We start from the raw sequence: 16,128 nt of genomic DNA on the forward strand, positions 1-16,128 counted from the left end.
ATGGCCGATTCTAAAACCATTTTAATTGCAGAGGATAGTTCTGTAATTCTGAATCTTACCAAGAAAATCCTTGAACTCCAGAACTACAAAGTAGTATCTGCCAAGAACGGCGGCGAGGTGCTCAAGAAGATTCAGGATCAGAAAATTGACGCTATTCTCATGGATCTTAACATTCCGGTGAAAAACGGGATGGAATGTACCAGAGAGATCAGGGCCAGTGAAAACCCAGATATTAAAAATATTCCTATCATTGCCGTGACCGGGAATGCCAACAACTACACCCTGGAGCAATTCAAGGAGGCTGGTATCAATGCTTACCTGCCTAAGCCGTTGGATTTTGACATGTTGGTACAGACGGTGAAGGAGTACGTTCACTAATAAGAAGTAATTATAGTCCTAGTTTATGCAGCTGAAGTATACCCGGCCTTTTTTGACCCGGTTAGAAGATATTTTTGCAGAGTCGGAGTACATGCTGCGTTATGAGAAAGGCACTTTTAAGTCGGGGTTCTGTCTCCTGAAAGACACCAAGGTTGCCGTAGTAAATAAATACTTCCCCCTGGAGGGGAAAATCAATTGCTTAGTGGAGATTCTCCGGGCCGTGGAAATCAGCCCGGAGAGCCTGCGCCCTGAAAGCCAGGAGCTTTTCCTGGCCATAAAAAACCAAACCTTAACCACCCCGTGAAAGTAACTTTCTTAGGAACTGGCACCTCTCAGGGCGTACCCGTTATAGGCTGCGAATGTGAGGTGTGCCGGTCCTTAGATTACCGCGACAAGCGCCTGCGGGTATCGGTGTTGGTGGAAGTAGACGGCAAAAGCCTGATCATTGACTCTGGGCCAGATTTCAGGCAACAGATGCTCAGGGAGCGGGTAAAGCGGTTAGACGCCGTCCTGTTCACCCATGAGCACAAAGACCACACCGCCGGGTTAGATGATATCAGGGCCTTTAATTTCCTGCAGCACATTGACATGCCCCTTTACGCCGACCAGCGGGTCTTAACCCAGTTACAGCAGGAATTCAGTTATATTTTCACTAATTCCAATTACCCGGGGGTACCTAAGGTAGAGCTTCATCCTATCCAGAATGAGCCTTTTGACGTGGAAGGCATTACCGTCACCCCTATACTGGTCATGCACCACCGGTTGCCGGTCTACGGCTTCCGGATTGGCGATTTCACTTACATCACAGACGCCAACTTTATTTCAGACGTAGAGAAGGAAAAGATCAAGGGGTCTAAGGTGGTGGTGGTGAACGCGCTCAGGAAAGAACCCCATATTTCCCATTTCTCGCTTTCAGAGGCCCTGGCCATGCTGGAGGAGGTGCACCCCACGCACGGGTATCTCACCCACATCAGTCACCTGTTGGGCCAGCACCGGCTGGTGGAGCAGGAATTGCCCGCTCACGTGCGCTTGGCTTATGACGGCCTTTCCTTTACTTTATAACCTGTGCATCAGAATTTCTTCTTTTTACGAAAACTAGCCCATAAACTGGATGCTACCATGCGGGGTTTTACCCTGCAGGCGGCTTTTAGCCAGGAAAAAGATGAGCTAGTGCTGGCCTTTGCTAAAGAGGGGCAGGAGTTTTTCCTGAAAGCCATTCAGACGTCCACCTTTTCCAGCCTCCAGTTCCCGCAGTCCTTCAACCGGGCCCGGCAGAACTCTGTGGACCTGTTTCCGGCTTTGCTAGGCGAAACGGTGCAAGAGGTGCGCGTGCACCAGCAGGAACGCAGCTTTTACATTAGGTTCACCCACCAAAAAGTGCTGCTGTTCAAATTGTTTGGGAACCGCTCAAACGTGGTGTTGTTTGTAGAGGAGGAGGCGGTAGAACTTTTCCACCGCAAGCTGATAAAGGACCTGACGCTGGATTACCGGCACATGGACCAGTCTTTCCAGTTGGAAAAGGAAACCTTCCTGAAAGACCCACTCCAACTGCGCAAAATGTTGCCAACCTTAGGCGATCTGCCTTGGGCTTATCTGGAGGAGCATGGCTATGGTGCCTTGACGCCTGAGCAGCAGTGGCAACTGGTGCAGGACATGTTGCAAGTACTGGAAAACCCTACCCATTATTACCTCACTACCTACCAAAAGCTTCTGCGCCTTTCCCTGCTTCCAGTTGGGAGCATACAGGAGACGTTTACTGACCCCATACTAGCTTTGAATGCTTTTGTACCTCAATACCGGTCACAGGAGTATTTCCAGAAGAACTACACAGCTACCCATAAGCAATTAAGCAAGCAGTTGGAAGGTGCCCAGAAGATCTGGTATCAGATACAGGAACAGCTGGAGCATTGGCACCACGGCACCCCCTACTCCCGCACCGCCGACGTGATCATGGCCAACCTCACCAACATCCCCGCCGGCAGCAAGGAGGTAGAGTTGTATGATTTCTACCAGGACGCCAACCGACTTGTCAAACTACACGCCACTGAGACGCCCCAGAAGACGGCTGAGCGGCTGTACAAGAAAGCCAAAAACCAACAGATAGAATTACGGCTTCTTCAGGAAAGGGCTTCCCGGAAGGAAGAGGAAGTAGAACGCCTTTCCTCTCACCTGAAACTCTTAGAAGGCCTGCATACCGCCCAGGAGCTACGGCAGTTCCTGAAGCAACACGCCCCAGCAACGGTCGCCCAACAGGTAGATTTGCCTTACTATGCCTTTGAGGTGATGGGATTTAAAGTATTGGTGGGCAAAAACGCCAAGTCAAACGACAAGCTTACGCTTAAACACACGCACAAAGATGATCTTTGGCTTCATGCCAAAGATGTGCCCGGCTCTCATGTGATCATTAAATTCCAACCTGGAAAGCCGTTTCCTATGCCGGTGATAGAAACCGCGGCACAACTGGCCGCCTTTTACTCCAAACGCAAGAACGACAGCCTGTGCCCTGTGCTTTATACGCCAAAAAAATACGTTAGGAAGCCAAAAGGCGCCGCTCCTGGTTCTGTGTTTGTGGAGCGGGAGAAAGTGGTTCTGGTGAAGCCGGAGAACCCTTTACGATAGCCTCACTTCTTTGACAGTCTTCTATTTTCTGGTTTGGGGCTATTTTTTAAGAAAACGGCTGTAAAACGGGAATCTATACTATGCGTTTCTCTCCCATTAAACTGAGGTTTAAGTCAGCGCAATGCTTCGGCCCACTTGAAAGTAAACCGGCCTAAAAGCAAAAAGCCCTGTAACTATTAAGTTACAGGGCTTTTGTTCATTGTGCGCGCGGGGAGATTCGAACTCCCACACCCGTAGGGCACCACCCCCTCAAGATGGCGTGTCTACCAGTTTCACCACGTGCGCAAAACTAAAAAAAGGCGTTAAAGCTTATTCAGCACCTCTTTTGTGGTACAAATTTATCTTATCCTTTTGGTTCCTGCAAGCCCTTTCTGAAATCTTTCCCCGGAAATCATGACAAAAAAAAAGCCTCATCTTACTTTTGCTCCGCATCTCCCACATTTGCGACTTTTTACTAACAGCTCTTATAACCCCCCTTTAATACGAACCATCGTATAGGCTGAGCCAATTTTCACTCCTAGAACGTCTTGGGGTAAGGGCAGAAATGAATCACCAAAAGTCACTCTTAAAACTTTTTGCGATTACTTCTCTTTGGATAAAACCTAAACATATAAGCAGGCTTGACTTCTGTAAGGATATCGGTAGTAAGTTGTTTTTAGGCTTCCTAATGTGCCGTCCACCAAAACTTTTAGGCTGCACCTTTCATGAGGCGAGCCGACTTAAAACACGTTTAACTCACGACAATTTTATCAGGTCATTTTGAGTTTTGATTATCAAGTAAACGCTTTGGTATTATTACTGTTATAATTATAAATTAAATTAATATTATCAATCAGATAAGACGCTATTTATCTAATTCAGAAAAACTCATTATAATTTCAAGTTATTAAACACAAACAACCTTAATAACGCTTAATAACGCAAACTAAAAAACACTATAATTAAATGCATATCTTATAAAAATAAATACCTAACGGCCGATTTAAAACAGTTTCTAATTCATTTTATCATTACCACTAAACAAACTTTATGCAATTTAATGTACTTACTATTTCAATCTAATTGAACAAACAAAATAGAAGCTTCAACTATTTTAGCAAGGCATTTGAATCGAAATTCTTTCAATCAGTAAAACAACAAAAATCGCATAAACAACTATATATTAGTTTAACCGTATTCAGGTTAACTTCTGGATTGATAGATTTCTCCTTCCAACTTGCCTCAAAGAGAAGCGAGGCATCAGGTAGAAGTTTGGACAGGGATATAGCGGAAAGGGTGAATCGTCTTGCTAAGGCCAGACTACTTCAATCATATCTGCAGATTGCATATTATAATAGTTTCCCCATCAGTTGTTTATGACACATATCTTAGCTACTGGCTTTAACAAGGTTTGAATTCCAAAATTGCTCCCTTCCCTGCCGCGTGGGTATTCCTTTATGTTTGAGAGGTTCGTTTGCTAAAAAACTTATCAAAAGATATTAGATGGCAATGCCCCATAAATTCATTTTCTGGAAATAATTTTTTAATTGTTTTTATTCCTTTTAAAGTAGCTGTCCAAGCCGTTTATTTGAAAGACTGATCTCAGGCTTACAGATTTCAAAATAAATTGCACCGTCAACTTAATTATAGCACTAACGTTTAACCCCGAGAACATTTCTCAATCCTTACTTCTCACCGAAAACACATCATGGACCAGCAGAAAAAACACTGGATAGAATCATTTGCCAAAGTAGGTTATATAGCAAAGGGAGTGGTTTATTTTTTGGTAGGCATCTTAACAGCCATGGCAGCCTTGGGTCTGGGCGGCGAAAAAGCCTCTAATTCTGATGCTTTCATGCAAGTAAAAGAGCTACCTGGAGGTGGTTTTTTATTATCCCTATTAGCCGTTGGCTTAGTGGGGTATAGCCTCTGGAGATTTACCCAGGCCATTAAAGACACGGAGCATAAAGGCACCAATGCAAAGGGAACCGGTAAAAGAATAGCCTATGCCTTTAGTGGATTGCTTTATGCTTCATTAGCTTTTTTGGCTTTTAAAATTGGAACAGGCAACGGGGGCGGATCAGTTGGGTCTTCAAAAGAACAAACTTTGGTAGCTGAATTATTGGAAAAGCCTTTTGGAAAATGGTTAGCCATTGCCATAGGATTAATGACCATAGGCAACGGAATTTACCAAATCACCAAGGGGGTCACCGCCTCTTTTATGAAAGACGTTTCCGGTTTACCCAGAGATAAATTTGACGTTCTTAAAAAAGCCGGACAGGCAGGTTATATTTCCAGAGGAGTGGTGTTTGGTATTATTGGTTTCCTTTTTGTGCGGGCAGCCTGGTTGCAGAGACCTAAAGTAGCAGAAGGCACCGAAGGCGCATTTTCCTTTCTCCAAACTTCGCCCTTCGGGAATATCCTATTGGCTGTTGTGGCCATTGGCTTAATGGGCTATGGCATTTTCATGTTTGTGCAAGCCAAATACAGTGACATTTCTATTGACTAAATTCTTTTAGCTTCCTAAACAGAGGCATTAAAAAAACGGGTGTCTGGCGGCAGTAAAAATGCCTACCAGATATCCGTTTTTTGTTTTGTACCCGTTTTCTAAAAAAAAGCCTTTTTTCTTATGGAAAGGAAAGGGAATGTTCTGCAATCTGCTCACCTTGGCTAAAGATTACCAGGTCTATGCAATACTGGTCCCCAGGAATAAAGGAAAGGGCTGTTTTTGAGAGTATTCTCTTCTGCCCGGCAGCTGCCATTGCTTTTCCAGATTGGCGGTTAACCATAGTACCTGATCTTCCGGTACAGGCACAATTGAAGGTATAGGCGAACTCCGCATTGCAGGTGCTCCTATTCTCTAAACTGTTTAGAACCAAAAGAGCTCCGTTTTTTAGAAAAGCCTCTATGTGAGCTATGATACGTTTAGAGGACTTCAATTCCTTTACATCCTTCATAAGAAATTAAGGCTGTGGAGTTGGCAATTAGGGCTTCTGCTGCCAGGTAAAACTGAAAATGCTATTGTCTGGTAACTGTAACCGGAGGAAGCCCCCAGTTACTTTGCTCAATCGTGATGTTCATGTTATTGCCTTGCTGGATGACCTGATAGGGTTTTGAAGAGGGAGCCGTTTCTACCTGATGGATGGAATTGTTATTTCCCAACTGAATTAAGGTGTATTCCAGGCTATTGCCTTCCACCCGTTGGTTTATGTTATTGGAGGAACCTTGCTGGAGCACGTTGGTCACGTTGTTAGATCCGTTAAACTGCCCCTTGTACTCATTGCCTGTCCCCACCTGCCGCACGGCGGCCCTGTTTCCCTGACCTTGTTGGACCAGACTGGCATTATTGTAGGCGCCAACCTGCACCAGATACGCCACATTTCTTTGGGAGGAAATGCTCCCTTGGGTAACAGTTGCTTTATTACCAGTCCCCTGTTGGGAAACCAAAGCCTCTTGCCGCAGAGTGGCGCCTGCCACCACCTCCGTGAATCGGTCAGATTTCAGTTGCTTTACAAGTTCTTCCTCATTTCTGGTAACCTGGCCAAAGGCTACCAGGTTGGATAACAGGAAAATAATTAAAAGTAACGTATAGGGGGTTTTCATAGTGGCTTTTGCTTTGCACATGTACTTAATATAAAATCTCTGGACATACCATTTAGGCATGCCCAGAGATTTAACAGACACCTAAAGCTTAAAATTGGGTAATAACTGCAGTGTTGCCTACCCCTACCTGGTTCATGAGGGCGGTATTCATTACACCGGCCTGGTTAATGGTACCAGTATTATACCAACCATTTTGGTACATGAAGGCATTATTGAGGGCGCCGCTCTGGTTGATAACACCTGAGTTCATTTCACCATTTTGTGTAATAACCCCAATTCCATCATAACCACTTTGATTCAGTTCAGCGTAGTTGCCAACCCCCAACTGTGTAACTAAACCTACGTTGAATTCACCAGATTGGGTGGTCATGGCATAGTTATAGTCACCTACTTGCCAGGTGCTGGCAGAGTTATAAAGTCCGGTTTGGGCTATATAACCCTGGTTGTTCCAGCCGGCTTGCAGAATAGTACCAGTATGGCCTTCTCCAACCTGATCAATGCCCGCCAAGTTGTCACCACCGCCTAATTGCAGGATATAGGCATCATTCAGGTATCCTTCCTGATCAACTTCAGCGTCATTATCCTCACCACCAATCTGTTCAATACTGGCAGAGTTGGCATCACCATCCTGGTCAATGTCCGCATCATTGAACTCACCCCCTTCTTGGTAGATAGCGGCAGAGTTATAGTCGCCATCCTGGTCAATGTCGGCATAGTTTTCGTCTCCGCCTAGCTGCTCGGTTTCAGCATAATTCTCCCAGCCGTATTGTCTTATGCTGGCCACATTTTCTTCGCCCCCAACCTGGGCAACCCAGGCTTCATTGGCAACCCCAGTCTGGTCAATTTGCCCATCATTAAATTCCCCTCCATCCTGGAAAATGCTGGCAACATTATAGTAGCCATCCTGGTCTATGTCTGCACCATTATCATATCCAGCCAACTGGTTGATAGCAGCCATGTTCCAAGCGCCAAACTGGTCCACGTCCGCTCTGTTATCTTCGCCAAAAGCTTGATAGACTGAGGCCATGTTTAAACCACCTTCCTGATAGATATCAGCTACATTGATGATGCCCCCAACCTGATCAATCCAGGCCATGTTATAGTAGCCTAGTTGATTCACGATAGCGGTATTTACCCAGCTACCTGTTTGAGTGACGGTTGCGTCATTTCCTTCACCAACCTGACTGATCATAGCCAGATTAAAGATTCCGCCTGCTTGCGTGGTGGAGGCCACGTTACCATCTCCATATTGAGAGGTAATAGCAGTGTTTTGAGCCATGGCTGAACTTGACAAAAGAATTGCCAGCACTCCTGCGCAGATAAATGATTTTTTCATAAGGTTTTAAAATTAGGGGTTAAGAAATGATAATTGAATAACATATAAGGATTACTTATTGCAATTATACAAACTTAAATTGGTATTGTTACAACAATAAATTTATAAATACAATTATTTATATTTTATATATAACTTTTTACTTAACATATTATATTTATATATAGCCCTTAGGTATTTTAACATACGATACTTCAAGTAAAACCTCTCCATCATAGTTATAAAATTTCTTTTATTTTTACTATTGATTATTAATTGCGTTTGGCCAAACGCAAGGTTCGCCTTGATTTCCTCTTTCAGGGGTAATACTTGTCCTTACAGAGATCCGTACACCCAACTTCACGTTTTCACCTTGATTAAGTAGAACCAAGGTTATTTTTTCCATTGGTCCAGTTAACTTTCCGGTATGCAAACATTACCTTTTTACATTGTTGACGTGTTCGCCAACACCCCTTACCGGGGGAACCAGTTGGCCGTCTTCCTCAATGCGGCAGGGTTAACCACCCAGCAGATGCTGCAGATAGCCCAGGAGATTGGTTTTGCGGAGTCTTCGTTCATTTTGTCAGATCAGGGTACCCAGGAGAATTTTGAGGTGAAGATCTTCACGGTGGAGTATGAAGTGCCCTTTGCCGGCCACCCTACCCTGGGCACTGCCTACGTGATCCAGCAGTTCCTGCTACAAAAGCCTGTGCCCGAGCTGAGCCTGCAGTTAAAGGTGGGTAGCATACCCGTCACCCTGGCTTACTCTGGAGACCGGCCAAATTTTCTGATGATGCGGCAGATGAACCCAACTTTTCAGGACCCGCTTCCAAAAAAGGAAATAGCAGAAGTGATGGGGCTGCCTTTAACGGCCATCCACCCAGATTTTCCGGTGCAGGAAGTTTCCACGGGTTTACCCTTCCTGATTATTCCGTTACAGACCTTAACGGACATACAGCAACTCACCCTCCACCCAGAGAAGGTCCTGGCCTTTCTGCAGCGGCACGGCCTGTACAAAACCCAACGCCCCGATGCCCTTACCGTGGCTTTCTATTTCTTCTGCCCGGAGACCTATACTCCAGACCACCAGGTAAACGCCCGCATGCTGGCCCTGGAGAATGGCAGGATCATTGAAGACGCGGCCACCGGAAGCGCCAACGGGTGCCTGTTAAGTTACCTGCTCAAGCACCAGTATTTTGGAAAGGACCACCTGAAGCTGTTGGTAGAGCAGGGCTATGAGATTCATCGCAACGCCACCGTCAAAGTAAGCGGCAGCGTTTCCGGAGACCAGTATGACATCAACGTTGGCGGCCAGGTGCAGTTAATCGCGAAAGGAGAATGGTATGTGCGTTAATCCATTCCATAAATTCCGGGGATTACTTTCTGCGGTGCTGTGTTTTCTCCTTGCGTTTCAGGTGTGTTTTGGCCAAAACGGCCCCAAAACAGACACGGTGTTCGTGTTAAAACCCAGCAGGGTCTTTGACGGAAACACCCTTCATACCAATTGGGAGGTTGTGGTGCAGGGCGAGTTCATTACCGCCGTCGGCCCCGCCAATTCTATTACCATTCCGGCTAACGCCAGAGTTCTGGATCTGCCAGGCCAAACCCTGCTGCCAGGCTTTATTGAAGGCCATTCCCACCTGTTGCTGCACCCTTATAATGAAACACCCTGGAACGACCAGGTATTGAAGGAAGCCGATGCCCTTCGGGTGGCCCGAGCCACCGTACATGCCCGCAACACGGTGCTGGCTGGCTTCACCACCGTGCGTGATCTGGGCTCTGAAGGCGCCGAATACGCCGATGTAGGCCTGAAACAAGCCATTGACCAGGGCATTATTCCCGGTCCCCGGATGCTGGTGGCCGGTAAAGCCCTTATTGCCACTGGCAGCTATGGCCCCAAAGGGTTTGACCCCGCCTTTGAGGTACCCCAGGGCGCCGAAGCCGCCGATGGCATAGACGCCATCTACCGCGCGGTACGTGACCAGATTGGCAAAGGTGCCGACATTGTGAAAGTGTACGCCGATTACCGCTGGGGACCTAACGGTGAGGCCATGCCCACTTTCACCCTTGCGGAGCTAAAACTGATTGTGGAGATCGCCAGCAGCAGCGGTCGGCCAGTGGTAGCCCACGCCAGCACCCCAGAGGGCATGCGCCGGGCCGCGGAAGCCGGCGTAGAGACTATTGAGCACGGAGACGGTGCCACCCCAGAGGTTTTGAAATTGATGGCGAAGAAAGACGTGGCTCTTTGCCCTACCCTCGCTGCCGGCGATGCCATTCTCCAGTACAACGGCTGGCGCAAAGGCCAGGACGCAGAACCTGCCCGCATCACGCAGAAAAGGGCCAGTTTCAAAGCGGCGCTTCAAGCCAGAGTCCCCTTGGTGATGGGCGGAGACGTAGGCGTGTACCCGCACGGTGATAATGCCCGCGAGATGGAGATGATGGTCAACTACGGAATGTCGGCGCTAGACGTACTTAAGGCCGCCACCGCGGGCAATGCCAAACGCTTCCATTTGGACCAGCGCCTGGGCATGATAAAAGCAGGCCTGCTCGCCGATCTTATTTCAGTTACCGGTGACCCTACTCAAGACATTTCCGCTACCCGTAAGGTGCAATTGGTCATGAAAGGCGGCCAAATCTTCCGGCAACCTTAGACTTTAGAATAAATACCAGCGCCGCCGTTTTAGGGCCGTTTTCCAGAAAACGGCCCTAAAACGGCGGCGCTTTCTTGGGCTACTGGTTGGCTACAAAGGCCAGATAATCGCCTTTAGGGCTCACCGCCAACCGGGTTATTCCCATGATGCCCGCACTAGCCAGGTCTGCTACCTCTTTCCACTGCGCGCCTGTACCTGGCCGGCAGACGTAAAGCTTGGTGCCCTGCGCCATGAGCAGCCGACCATCTGGGAACCACGCAACATCCTGGCTGCCCGCCAATCCCTCAATAAGCAACTCGCTTTGACTTGTTCTCATGTTCCACTGCCTGATAACACTTACAGAATCTGAGAGGGGTACTACGTAGCTAATGGCCGGTTGCCAGGGCACTTTCTGCAGGCTTCGGCCTATGGAAGGTTCTAAAACTACCCCTTCTCCTTCGCCGGGCTTGGTCAGATACAGGGCCATAGGAGGCTTATCGGGGAAGGCCGCAATCAGCAGCGAGTCCTGATTATACCAGACATGGTAGCCGACCAACTGCGAGAAATCCAGCAGCAGTTTGGGTTGCTCACTGTTTGGCTTTAACGGAAACGTCCATAGGTCCTGCTCTTTGCCGCGCACCACTGAAAAGCTTTTTCTGTCTGGGGTTACCAGCGGCGAATACTCATTTTCAGGGGTATTGGAGAGTTGGACCGTTTTCTCTTTTTTCAGCAGATACTGGTAGATATCGGTCTGTTTTCCATCGCGCTGGGACGTGTATAACACAGATTTTCCGTCTGGCGTGAAGCTGGGTTGATTGTCATAGCCAGACCGCTGGCTTACATTCATAGGCTTCCCTACCTGCACATCTTGCTGCTTGGTTTTAAGCGAAACCAGAAAGATCTCGGTATCTGGTATGGCTTGGGCCATGACCGGAAGGGTCCCTGCCCCCAACAGTAGGGTAAGGAAAATCTGAGGAATGAATTTCATAGAGGAAATGTAAAAACGATAACTTTATTTAACATATATTTTAAGATAAGGTCGATTTTCAGGCAATCAACTGAGACTCATATCCCCACTTAAATTTCTTAAGGACCAACGCGCCCAAAACGCGGCTCTGTCCTACAGATAGTCAGGCAAATTAGTTTAACCGCCTGAATTTACCCATCTTTGAGTACCTAAATATTGGCATGACGCATATTAAAGTCATTATTCCGGCCTACAATGAGGCCCTTTCTATTGGCAAGGTGGTAGCCGATATTCCCCTGGACCTGGTGCAGGAAATCATTGTGGTAGACAACAACTCCACTGATAATACAGGGCGGGTAGCCGCTTCGGCCGGGGCTACTGTAATACCGGAACCGCGGCAAGGCTACGGCCAGGCCTGCCTCACCGGTATTCAATACGCCCGGCAACAATCTCCGCCCCCAGAGGTTATCGTTTTCATGGACGGCGACTACTCAGATTACCCCGAAGAAATTTCCTTGCTGCTGCAGCCTATTCTAACCCAGGGCGCAGATATGGTCATTGGCTCCCGCGCTTTGGGGGTTCGGGAACGAGGCTCCATGACCGCGCCCCAGGTGTTCGGGAATTGGCTGGCTACCACCCTGCTACGCCACCTCTATCACGCAAATTTCACAGACCTCGGCCCATTTAGGGCCATTACCACCAAGGCCCTGGTGCAGCTCAACATGCAGGACCGTGACTACGGATGGACCGTGGAAATGCAGGTGAAAGCCGCTAAACACAACCTAAAATCAGTGGAGGTGCCCGTGACCTACCGCAAGCGGATTGGGGTGTCTAAGGTGTCTGGCACGGTGAAAGGCGTCATCATGGCGGGTTACAAGATCCTCTGGACCATAGGAAAGTATTACTTCAAAAAGTAGCGCCGCATGAGGGGTCTGGAAATATCGCTGCTGGTGCTTTACGGGGGTTGTCTGGTGTTCCTTTTCCTCTATAGCCTGGCCCAGCTGCACCTCACCCTTCTATATCGGTATTTTAAGGCTCATCAGAAGCTTCCTCCGCCATTATCCGTTTATCCTGCCGTAACGGTGCAATTGCCTCTCTACAATGAATTATATGTAGCCGAGCGCCTGCTGGAGAACATTGCCCGACTGGACTACCCCCGGGAGAAACTCCAGATTCTGGTGCTGGATGATTCCACGGATGAGACGGTGCAGGTGGTGGCCCATGAAGTGGAGAAATTGCAGGCCCAAGGCCTGAACATTGCGCAGATCAGGCGGGAGCAGCGCACCGGGTACAAGGCGGGCGCCCTGGAACATGCCTTGCCTCTTTCCACCGGAGAGTTCATTGTCATCTTTGACGCCGATTTCCTGCCGGAGCCTGATTTCCTGCAGAAGGCCCTGCCCTACTTTACCCATGACCGCATTGGCGTGGTGCAGGCCCGCTGGGGGCACCTGAACCGCAATTACTCGCTTTTGACCCAGTTACAGGCTCTTGGGCTGGACGCGCATTTCACCGTGGAGCAGGGCGCCCGCAACAGCGGCCACCATTTTATAAACTTCAACGGTACGGCAGGGATTTGGCGCAAACAAACCATTCTGGATGCCGGCGGTTGGCACCATGACACCCTCACCGAGGACCTGGATCTGAGTTACCGGGCGCAGCTGCGGGGTTGGGAGTTTGTATACGTCGAAGACATTGCCGTCCCCGCCGAGCTTCCCGTGACCATGCCCGCCCTCCAATCACAACAGTACCGCTGGACCAAAGGCGCCGCCGAGACCGCGCGTAAACATTTACTACACGTACTTACCTCTGGTAAACCACTCACCACCAAATGGCTGGCTTTCTTCCATCTGCTCAACAGCAGCGTATTTGTGGCCGTGTTACTGGCGGCGCTTTTGAGCGTGCCGGTATTGCTGGTAAAACCCCATTTCCCGGAACTGTCTAGGGTGTTAGCCTACTCGTCTGTCTTCAAAGCTAGCTTTGTGATCCTGGCCTTCTTCTATTGGACCTCGGAGCGGCGGCTACAACCTGAGGCTGGAAAAGCCATCACGTTTCTGCCGCGTTTTTTCCTCTTCATCACCATGTCGCTGGGTTTGTCGTTGCATAACACCGTGGCCGTGCTGGAAGGCTACGCGGGCCGCAAAACCCCTTTCGTGCGCACCCCAAAATTCAACCTTACAGCTACCCAGCGCAACTGGCGGCAGAACCGTTATAGGCTCCCGCAACTGTCGCCGCTTCTTTGGGCCGAAGGGTTCTTATGTGGCTACTTTCTGCTGGGCCTCTACCTGGGCATTTCACGGGAAGATTACGGGTTTCTTCCCTATCACCTTATGCTGTTGCTGGGCTTCGGGTTAGTCTTTTTCTATTCCCTGCGTCACCGGTCATGAAGTACCGGTTTGCTATTCCTTTTGCTACGCCAAACTGGCTGCTCTATGGTTCCCTGGGAGTTTCGGTGGCGGCCATTTACCGTTTGGGCTACCTCACGCCTCGCTCTCATTTTGCTGAGCTGCTGGCTTGGTTTGCGCTGGCGTTTCTAGCCTATTTTCTGCAAAACAGGTCAAAACTAACTTTAAAGCAAGGGCTGACATTGGCCGTTTTCTTGCGTCTGGTTTTGCTTTTCGCCACCCCGGCTTTCTCAGATGACTATTTCCGGTTTCTCTGGGACGGGCATTTACTGCATAACGGTCTCAATCCCTTTCTAAGCCTGCCTAGCACCTGGATGGAAAGTGGTCAACCGTTGCCAGCCGGACTGTCATCTGACCTCTACAAAGGCCTTAATTCTTCGCACTACTACAGCGTGTACCCGCCGGTGGCCCAAGCAATCTTCTGGTTCAGTACCTGGTGGGCTAAGTCCACGTTTTCCAGCCTTATTATCATGCGGCTGTGCCTTTTGCTGGCGGAGGTAGGGACTTTGTGGTTATTACCTAAACTGCTGGATAAACTGAAACTCCCCGCCCGGCAGGCCTTGTGGTACGCCTTGAACCCGGCTATTATTCTGGAACTCACCGGCAATCTGCACTTTGAGGCAGTGATGATTTTCTTTCTAGCAGCGGCGCTTTATGTATTGGTTTCCAACCAGTGGAAGTTGGCCGCGGTACTCTTCGGGTTGTCGGTGGGGAGTAAGTTAGTACCGTTGCTGCTGCTTCCGCTATTACCCAGGTTTTTGGGTTGGCGCCGGGCCATTGGGTTTGGCCTGCTGGTAGCATTGATGCTGGGACTGCTATTCTCGCCTTTCCTAAGCAAAGACCTGCTCTTGCACTTTGGCTCCAGCCTGAACCTCTACTTCCAGAAATTCGAGTTCAACGCCAGCGTTTACTATCTCCTGCGTGCTTTGGGAAGCTGGGCCGCTGGGTTCAATCTGATTGCCTTCATTGGGCCCGCTTTGTCTTTTCTTACTTTATTGGGCGCGCTATGGCTGGGTTTTTTTTACCAGCGGGAGCGACAAGATTGGAAGTGGTTGCTTTTCTGTTCATTGGCGCTCTTCACCTTGTATTTGCTGTTGGCCACTATTGTCCACCCTTGGTATATCAGTACGTTAGTGGCGCTTGGTACTTGCACCCGTTATCGTTACCCCATGGTGTGGTCTGGGGCAGCTGTGCTTTCTTATGCCGCGTACCAGAATGCGGCGTATAAGGAAAATTTGTGGTTAATAGCTTTGGAATATGCCATTATCCTGGGGTTCATGGTTTGGGAAATATGGAAAAGCCAGAAAACTCAATTGGCTATTGACACGAAGGCTACCACTTCCATTTAATTTAGATTTATTCGGTTTCTACTGCCTGTTTTCCCCATTATTAATTTATAACCTGACTCCTTTACTTAAAAAGAAAAAGCGTCTCCCTTGTTAAAGGGAGACGCTTTTTCTTTTTAAGTTTTAGGGCTGTTTTGGCTTAAACAGCCCTAAAACAGGAATTAAATTTCTTCGGCTTTCAGCTCTTTTAACTCCTTCATGGGTCTCAGGAAAAAGTCGTTGAGGGGTTTTACGGCTTTCATGGCGGCCAGGCATTCGTCATAGAGACGGTCGCTGGTCACTACTTCATCAGTGAGCATATAGGTGACGTTCCAGCTTTTATGGCGAAGCAAGTCAATGGCCGGGTTCTCACTGTCATAGCCCTTGGGCGTGGTCTTCAGTTTATCGCCGCTAATGCCGCCGTAGTATTTTTTGAAGGCCGGGTCGTTTACTAAGGCCTTCAGCTCCTCATAATTGTAGTCAATCTCCTGCCGGATGGCTTTCAGTTCAGGGGCTGGGGGCATCCAGACGCCACCTGCCAGAAAAGACCCGTCGTTAGGGCTGATGTGCAGATAGAAACCGGGGTTAATGGTCTTGCGACCGCCATCGGCCATGTAGGCGCAGATGTGGTCCTTATAGGGGCGTTTGTCATTTGAGAACCTCACGTCACGGTAAATCCGGAACATAAGATCTTTGGGCTGCTGGCCCTCTAAGGCTGGTTCAAAGGCGGCGGCGCCTTGAAGTAAAGTAGTTAAGAAAGAAACGAAATCCTGACGCGCGGCCTCATACCGGGAGCGGTTCTGTTCAAACCATTCCCGCTGGTTGTTCTGGCGCAAGTCACGGACGAAATCTAAGGTAGATTGGTCTAGGAATTTTTTCATGCGGTCTTTAGTGGTTGGCTTTATGCCGA

The 16,128-nt window shown here is 48.6% G+C and carries 15 protein-coding genes and 1 tRNA gene; 10 read left to right on the plus strand and 6 right to left on the minus strand.

Features of this window, described 5'->3' with window-relative positions; genetic code table 11:
* From TH63_RS09865 to TH63_RS09880, 4 genes are read left to right on the plus strand one after another with little or no spacing between them, the layout of a single operon-like run.
* Entirely contained in the window at positions 1 to 378 is a 378-nt protein-coding gene (locus tag TH63_RS09865) for a response regulator (RefSeq protein ID WP_048920804.1), read from the plus strand.
* A gap of 25 nt (positions 379 to 403) precedes the next feature.
* Positions 404 to 682 carry a hypothetical protein gene (locus TH63_RS09870; protein ID WP_048920805.1) on the plus strand — a complete coding sequence of 93 codons (279 nt, stop codon included), beginning with the start codon at positions 404 to 406 and terminating at the stop codon, positions 680 to 682.
* Positions 679 to 1,440, plus strand: coding sequence for an MBL fold metallo-hydrolase (locus TH63_RS09875; RefSeq protein ID WP_048920806.1), 762 nt, complete (start codon positions 679 to 681; stop codon positions 1,438 to 1,440). Before TH63_RS09870 ends, TH63_RS09875 begins: the two co-directional genes overlap by 4 nt.
* Positions 1,441 to 1,443: 3 nt before the next feature.
* Complete coding sequence (locus tag TH63_RS09880; RefSeq protein ID WP_048920807.1) at positions 1,444 to 2,997, plus strand: NFACT RNA binding domain-containing protein; 1,554 nt, start codon at positions 1,444 to 1,446, stop codon at positions 2,995 to 2,997.
* Positions 2,998 to 3,199: 202 nt separating this feature from the next.
* Here the strand turns inward: TH63_RS09880 and TH63_RS09885 are convergent.
* Positions 3,200 to 3,282: transfer RNA gene (locus TH63_RS09885), tRNA-Leu, on the minus strand.
* 1,402 nt (positions 3,283 to 4,684) lie between these two features.
* Between TH63_RS09885 and TH63_RS09890 the strand changes: the two genes are divergently transcribed.
* Positions 4,685 to 5,485 carry a DUF1206 domain-containing protein gene (locus TH63_RS09890; protein WP_048920808.1) on the plus strand — a complete coding sequence of 267 codons (801 nt, stop codon included), beginning with the start codon at positions 4,685 to 4,687 and terminating at the stop codon, positions 5,483 to 5,485.
* Positions 5,486 to 5,603: 118 nt separating this feature from the next.
* On the opposite strand, the gene csgH is transcribed toward TH63_RS09890, so the two are convergent.
* The 3 genes from csgH to TH63_RS09905 all read right to left on the minus strand — a co-directional run bounded on the left by csgH (position 5,604) and on the right by TH63_RS09905 (position 7,915).
* Entirely contained in the window at positions 5,604 to 5,933 is a 330-nt protein-coding gene (gene csgH, locus TH63_RS20545) for a curli-like amyloid fiber formation chaperone CsgH (RefSeq protein ID WP_048920809.1), read from the minus strand.
* A gap of 61 nt (positions 5,934 to 5,994) precedes the next feature.
* Complete coding sequence (locus TH63_RS09900) at positions 5,995 to 6,579, minus strand: hypothetical protein (RefSeq protein ID WP_156180515.1); 585 nt, start codon at positions 6,577 to 6,579, stop codon at positions 5,995 to 5,997.
* An 88-nt stretch (positions 6,580 to 6,667) separates the two neighbouring features.
* Complete coding sequence (locus TH63_RS09905; protein WP_082161620.1) at positions 6,668 to 7,915, minus strand: hypothetical protein; 1,248 nt, start codon at positions 7,913 to 7,915, stop codon at positions 6,668 to 6,670.
* A gap of 406 nt (positions 7,916 to 8,321) precedes the next feature.
* On the opposite strand from TH63_RS09905, the gene TH63_RS09910 reads away from it, so the two are divergent.
* Positions 8,322 to 9,248, plus strand: a complete 927-nt coding sequence (locus TH63_RS09910) for a PhzF family phenazine biosynthesis protein (protein ID WP_076606457.1) — start codon at positions 8,322 to 8,324, stop codon at positions 9,246 to 9,248.
* Positions 9,238 to 10,545 carry a metal-dependent hydrolase family protein gene (locus tag TH63_RS09915; RefSeq protein ID WP_082161621.1) on the plus strand — a complete coding sequence of 436 codons (1,308 nt, stop codon included), beginning with the start codon at positions 9,238 to 9,240 and terminating at the stop codon, positions 10,543 to 10,545. Before TH63_RS09910 ends, TH63_RS09915 begins: the two co-directional genes overlap by 11 nt.
* Before the next feature lie 79 nt (positions 10,546 to 10,624).
* On the opposite strand, the gene TH63_RS09920 is transcribed toward TH63_RS09915, so the two are convergent.
* On the minus strand, positions 10,625 to 11,512 hold the full coding sequence (locus TH63_RS09920) for a TolB family protein (RefSeq protein WP_048920814.1): 888 nt from the start codon (positions 11,510 to 11,512) through the stop codon (positions 10,625 to 10,627).
* A 200-nt stretch (positions 11,513 to 11,712) separates the two neighbouring features.
* On the opposite strand from TH63_RS09920, the gene TH63_RS09925 reads away from it, so the two are divergent.
* From TH63_RS09925 to TH63_RS09935, 3 genes are read left to right on the plus strand one after another with little or no spacing between them, the layout of a single operon-like run.
* A complete protein-coding gene (locus tag TH63_RS09925; RefSeq protein WP_048920815.1) occupies positions 11,713 to 12,408 on the plus strand; it encodes a glycosyltransferase family 2 protein in 696 nt (231 codons plus the stop codon).
* Positions 12,409 to 12,414: 6 nt separating this feature from the next.
* Complete coding sequence (locus TH63_RS09930) at positions 12,415 to 13,875, plus strand: cellulose synthase family protein (RefSeq protein ID WP_048920816.1); 1,461 nt, start codon at positions 12,415 to 12,417, stop codon at positions 13,873 to 13,875.
* Positions 13,872 to 15,242 (plus strand): hypothetical protein, encoded by a 1,371-nt coding sequence (locus TH63_RS09935; protein WP_048920817.1) that lies wholly within the window; start codon positions 13,872 to 13,874, stop codon positions 15,240 to 15,242. Before TH63_RS09930 ends, TH63_RS09935 begins: the two co-directional genes overlap by 4 nt.
* Before the next feature lie 158 nt (positions 15,243 to 15,400).
* Here the strand turns inward: TH63_RS09935 and TH63_RS09940 are convergent, their stop codons facing one another.
* Positions 15,401 to 16,099, minus strand: a complete 699-nt coding sequence (locus TH63_RS09940; RefSeq protein WP_048920818.1) for a DUF2461 domain-containing protein — start codon at positions 16,097 to 16,099, stop codon at positions 15,401 to 15,403.
* Positions 16,100 to 16,128 lie beyond the last annotated feature (29 nt).

This window comes from Rufibacter radiotolerans, assembly GCF_001078055.1.
In the GTDB taxonomy this organism is placed as follows: Bacteria; Bacteroidota; Bacteroidia; order Cytophagales; family Hymenobacteraceae; genus Nibribacter; species Nibribacter radiotolerans.

What these genes read in the sequence shown, in the direction of transcription:
- TH63_RS09865 (WP_048920804.1), top strand. Translation starts at nt 1, where the DNA reads ATGGCCGATTCTAAAACCATTTTAATTGCAGAGGATAGTTCTGTAATT.
- TH63_RS09870 (WP_048920805.1), top strand. Translation starts at nt 404, where the DNA reads ATGCAGCTGAAGTATACCCGGCCTTTTTTGACCCGGTTAGAAGATATT.
- TH63_RS09890 (WP_048920808.1), top strand. Translation starts at nt 4,685, where the DNA reads ATGGACCAGCAGAAAAAACACTGGATAGAATCATTTGCCAAAGTAGGT.
- csgH (WP_048920809.1), bottom strand. Translation starts at nt 5,933, where the DNA reads ATGAAGGATGTAAAGGAATTGAAGTCCTCTAAACGTATCATAGCTCAC.
- TH63_RS09900 (WP_156180515.1), bottom strand. Translation starts at nt 6,579, where the DNA reads ATGAAAACCCCCTATACGTTACTTTTAATTATTTTCCTGTTATCCAAC.
- TH63_RS09905 (WP_082161620.1), bottom strand. Translation starts at nt 7,915, where the DNA reads ATGAAAAAATCATTTATCTGCGCAGGAGTGCTGGCAATTCTTTTGTCA.
- TH63_RS09910 (WP_076606457.1), top strand. Translation starts at nt 8,322, where the DNA reads ATGCAAACATTACCTTTTTACATTGTTGACGTGTTCGCCAACACCCCT.
- TH63_RS09915 (WP_082161621.1), top strand. Translation starts at nt 9,238, where the DNA reads ATGTGCGTTAATCCATTCCATAAATTCCGGGGATTACTTTCTGCGGTG.
- TH63_RS09920 (WP_048920814.1), bottom strand. Translation starts at nt 11,512, where the DNA reads ATGAAATTCATTCCTCAGATTTTCCTTACCCTACTGTTGGGGGCAGGG.
- TH63_RS09925 (WP_048920815.1), top strand. Translation starts at nt 11,713, where the DNA reads ATGACGCATATTAAAGTCATTATTCCGGCCTACAATGAGGCCCTTTCT.
- TH63_RS09930 (WP_048920816.1), top strand. Translation starts at nt 12,415, where the DNA reads ATGAGGGGTCTGGAAATATCGCTGCTGGTGCTTTACGGGGGTTGTCTG.
- TH63_RS09935 (WP_048920817.1), top strand. Translation starts at nt 13,872, where the DNA reads ATGAAGTACCGGTTTGCTATTCCTTTTGCTACGCCAAACTGGCTGCTC.
- TH63_RS09940 (WP_048920818.1), bottom strand. Translation starts at nt 16,099, where the DNA reads ATGAAAAAATTCCTAGACCAATCTACCTTAGATTTCGTCCGTGACTTG.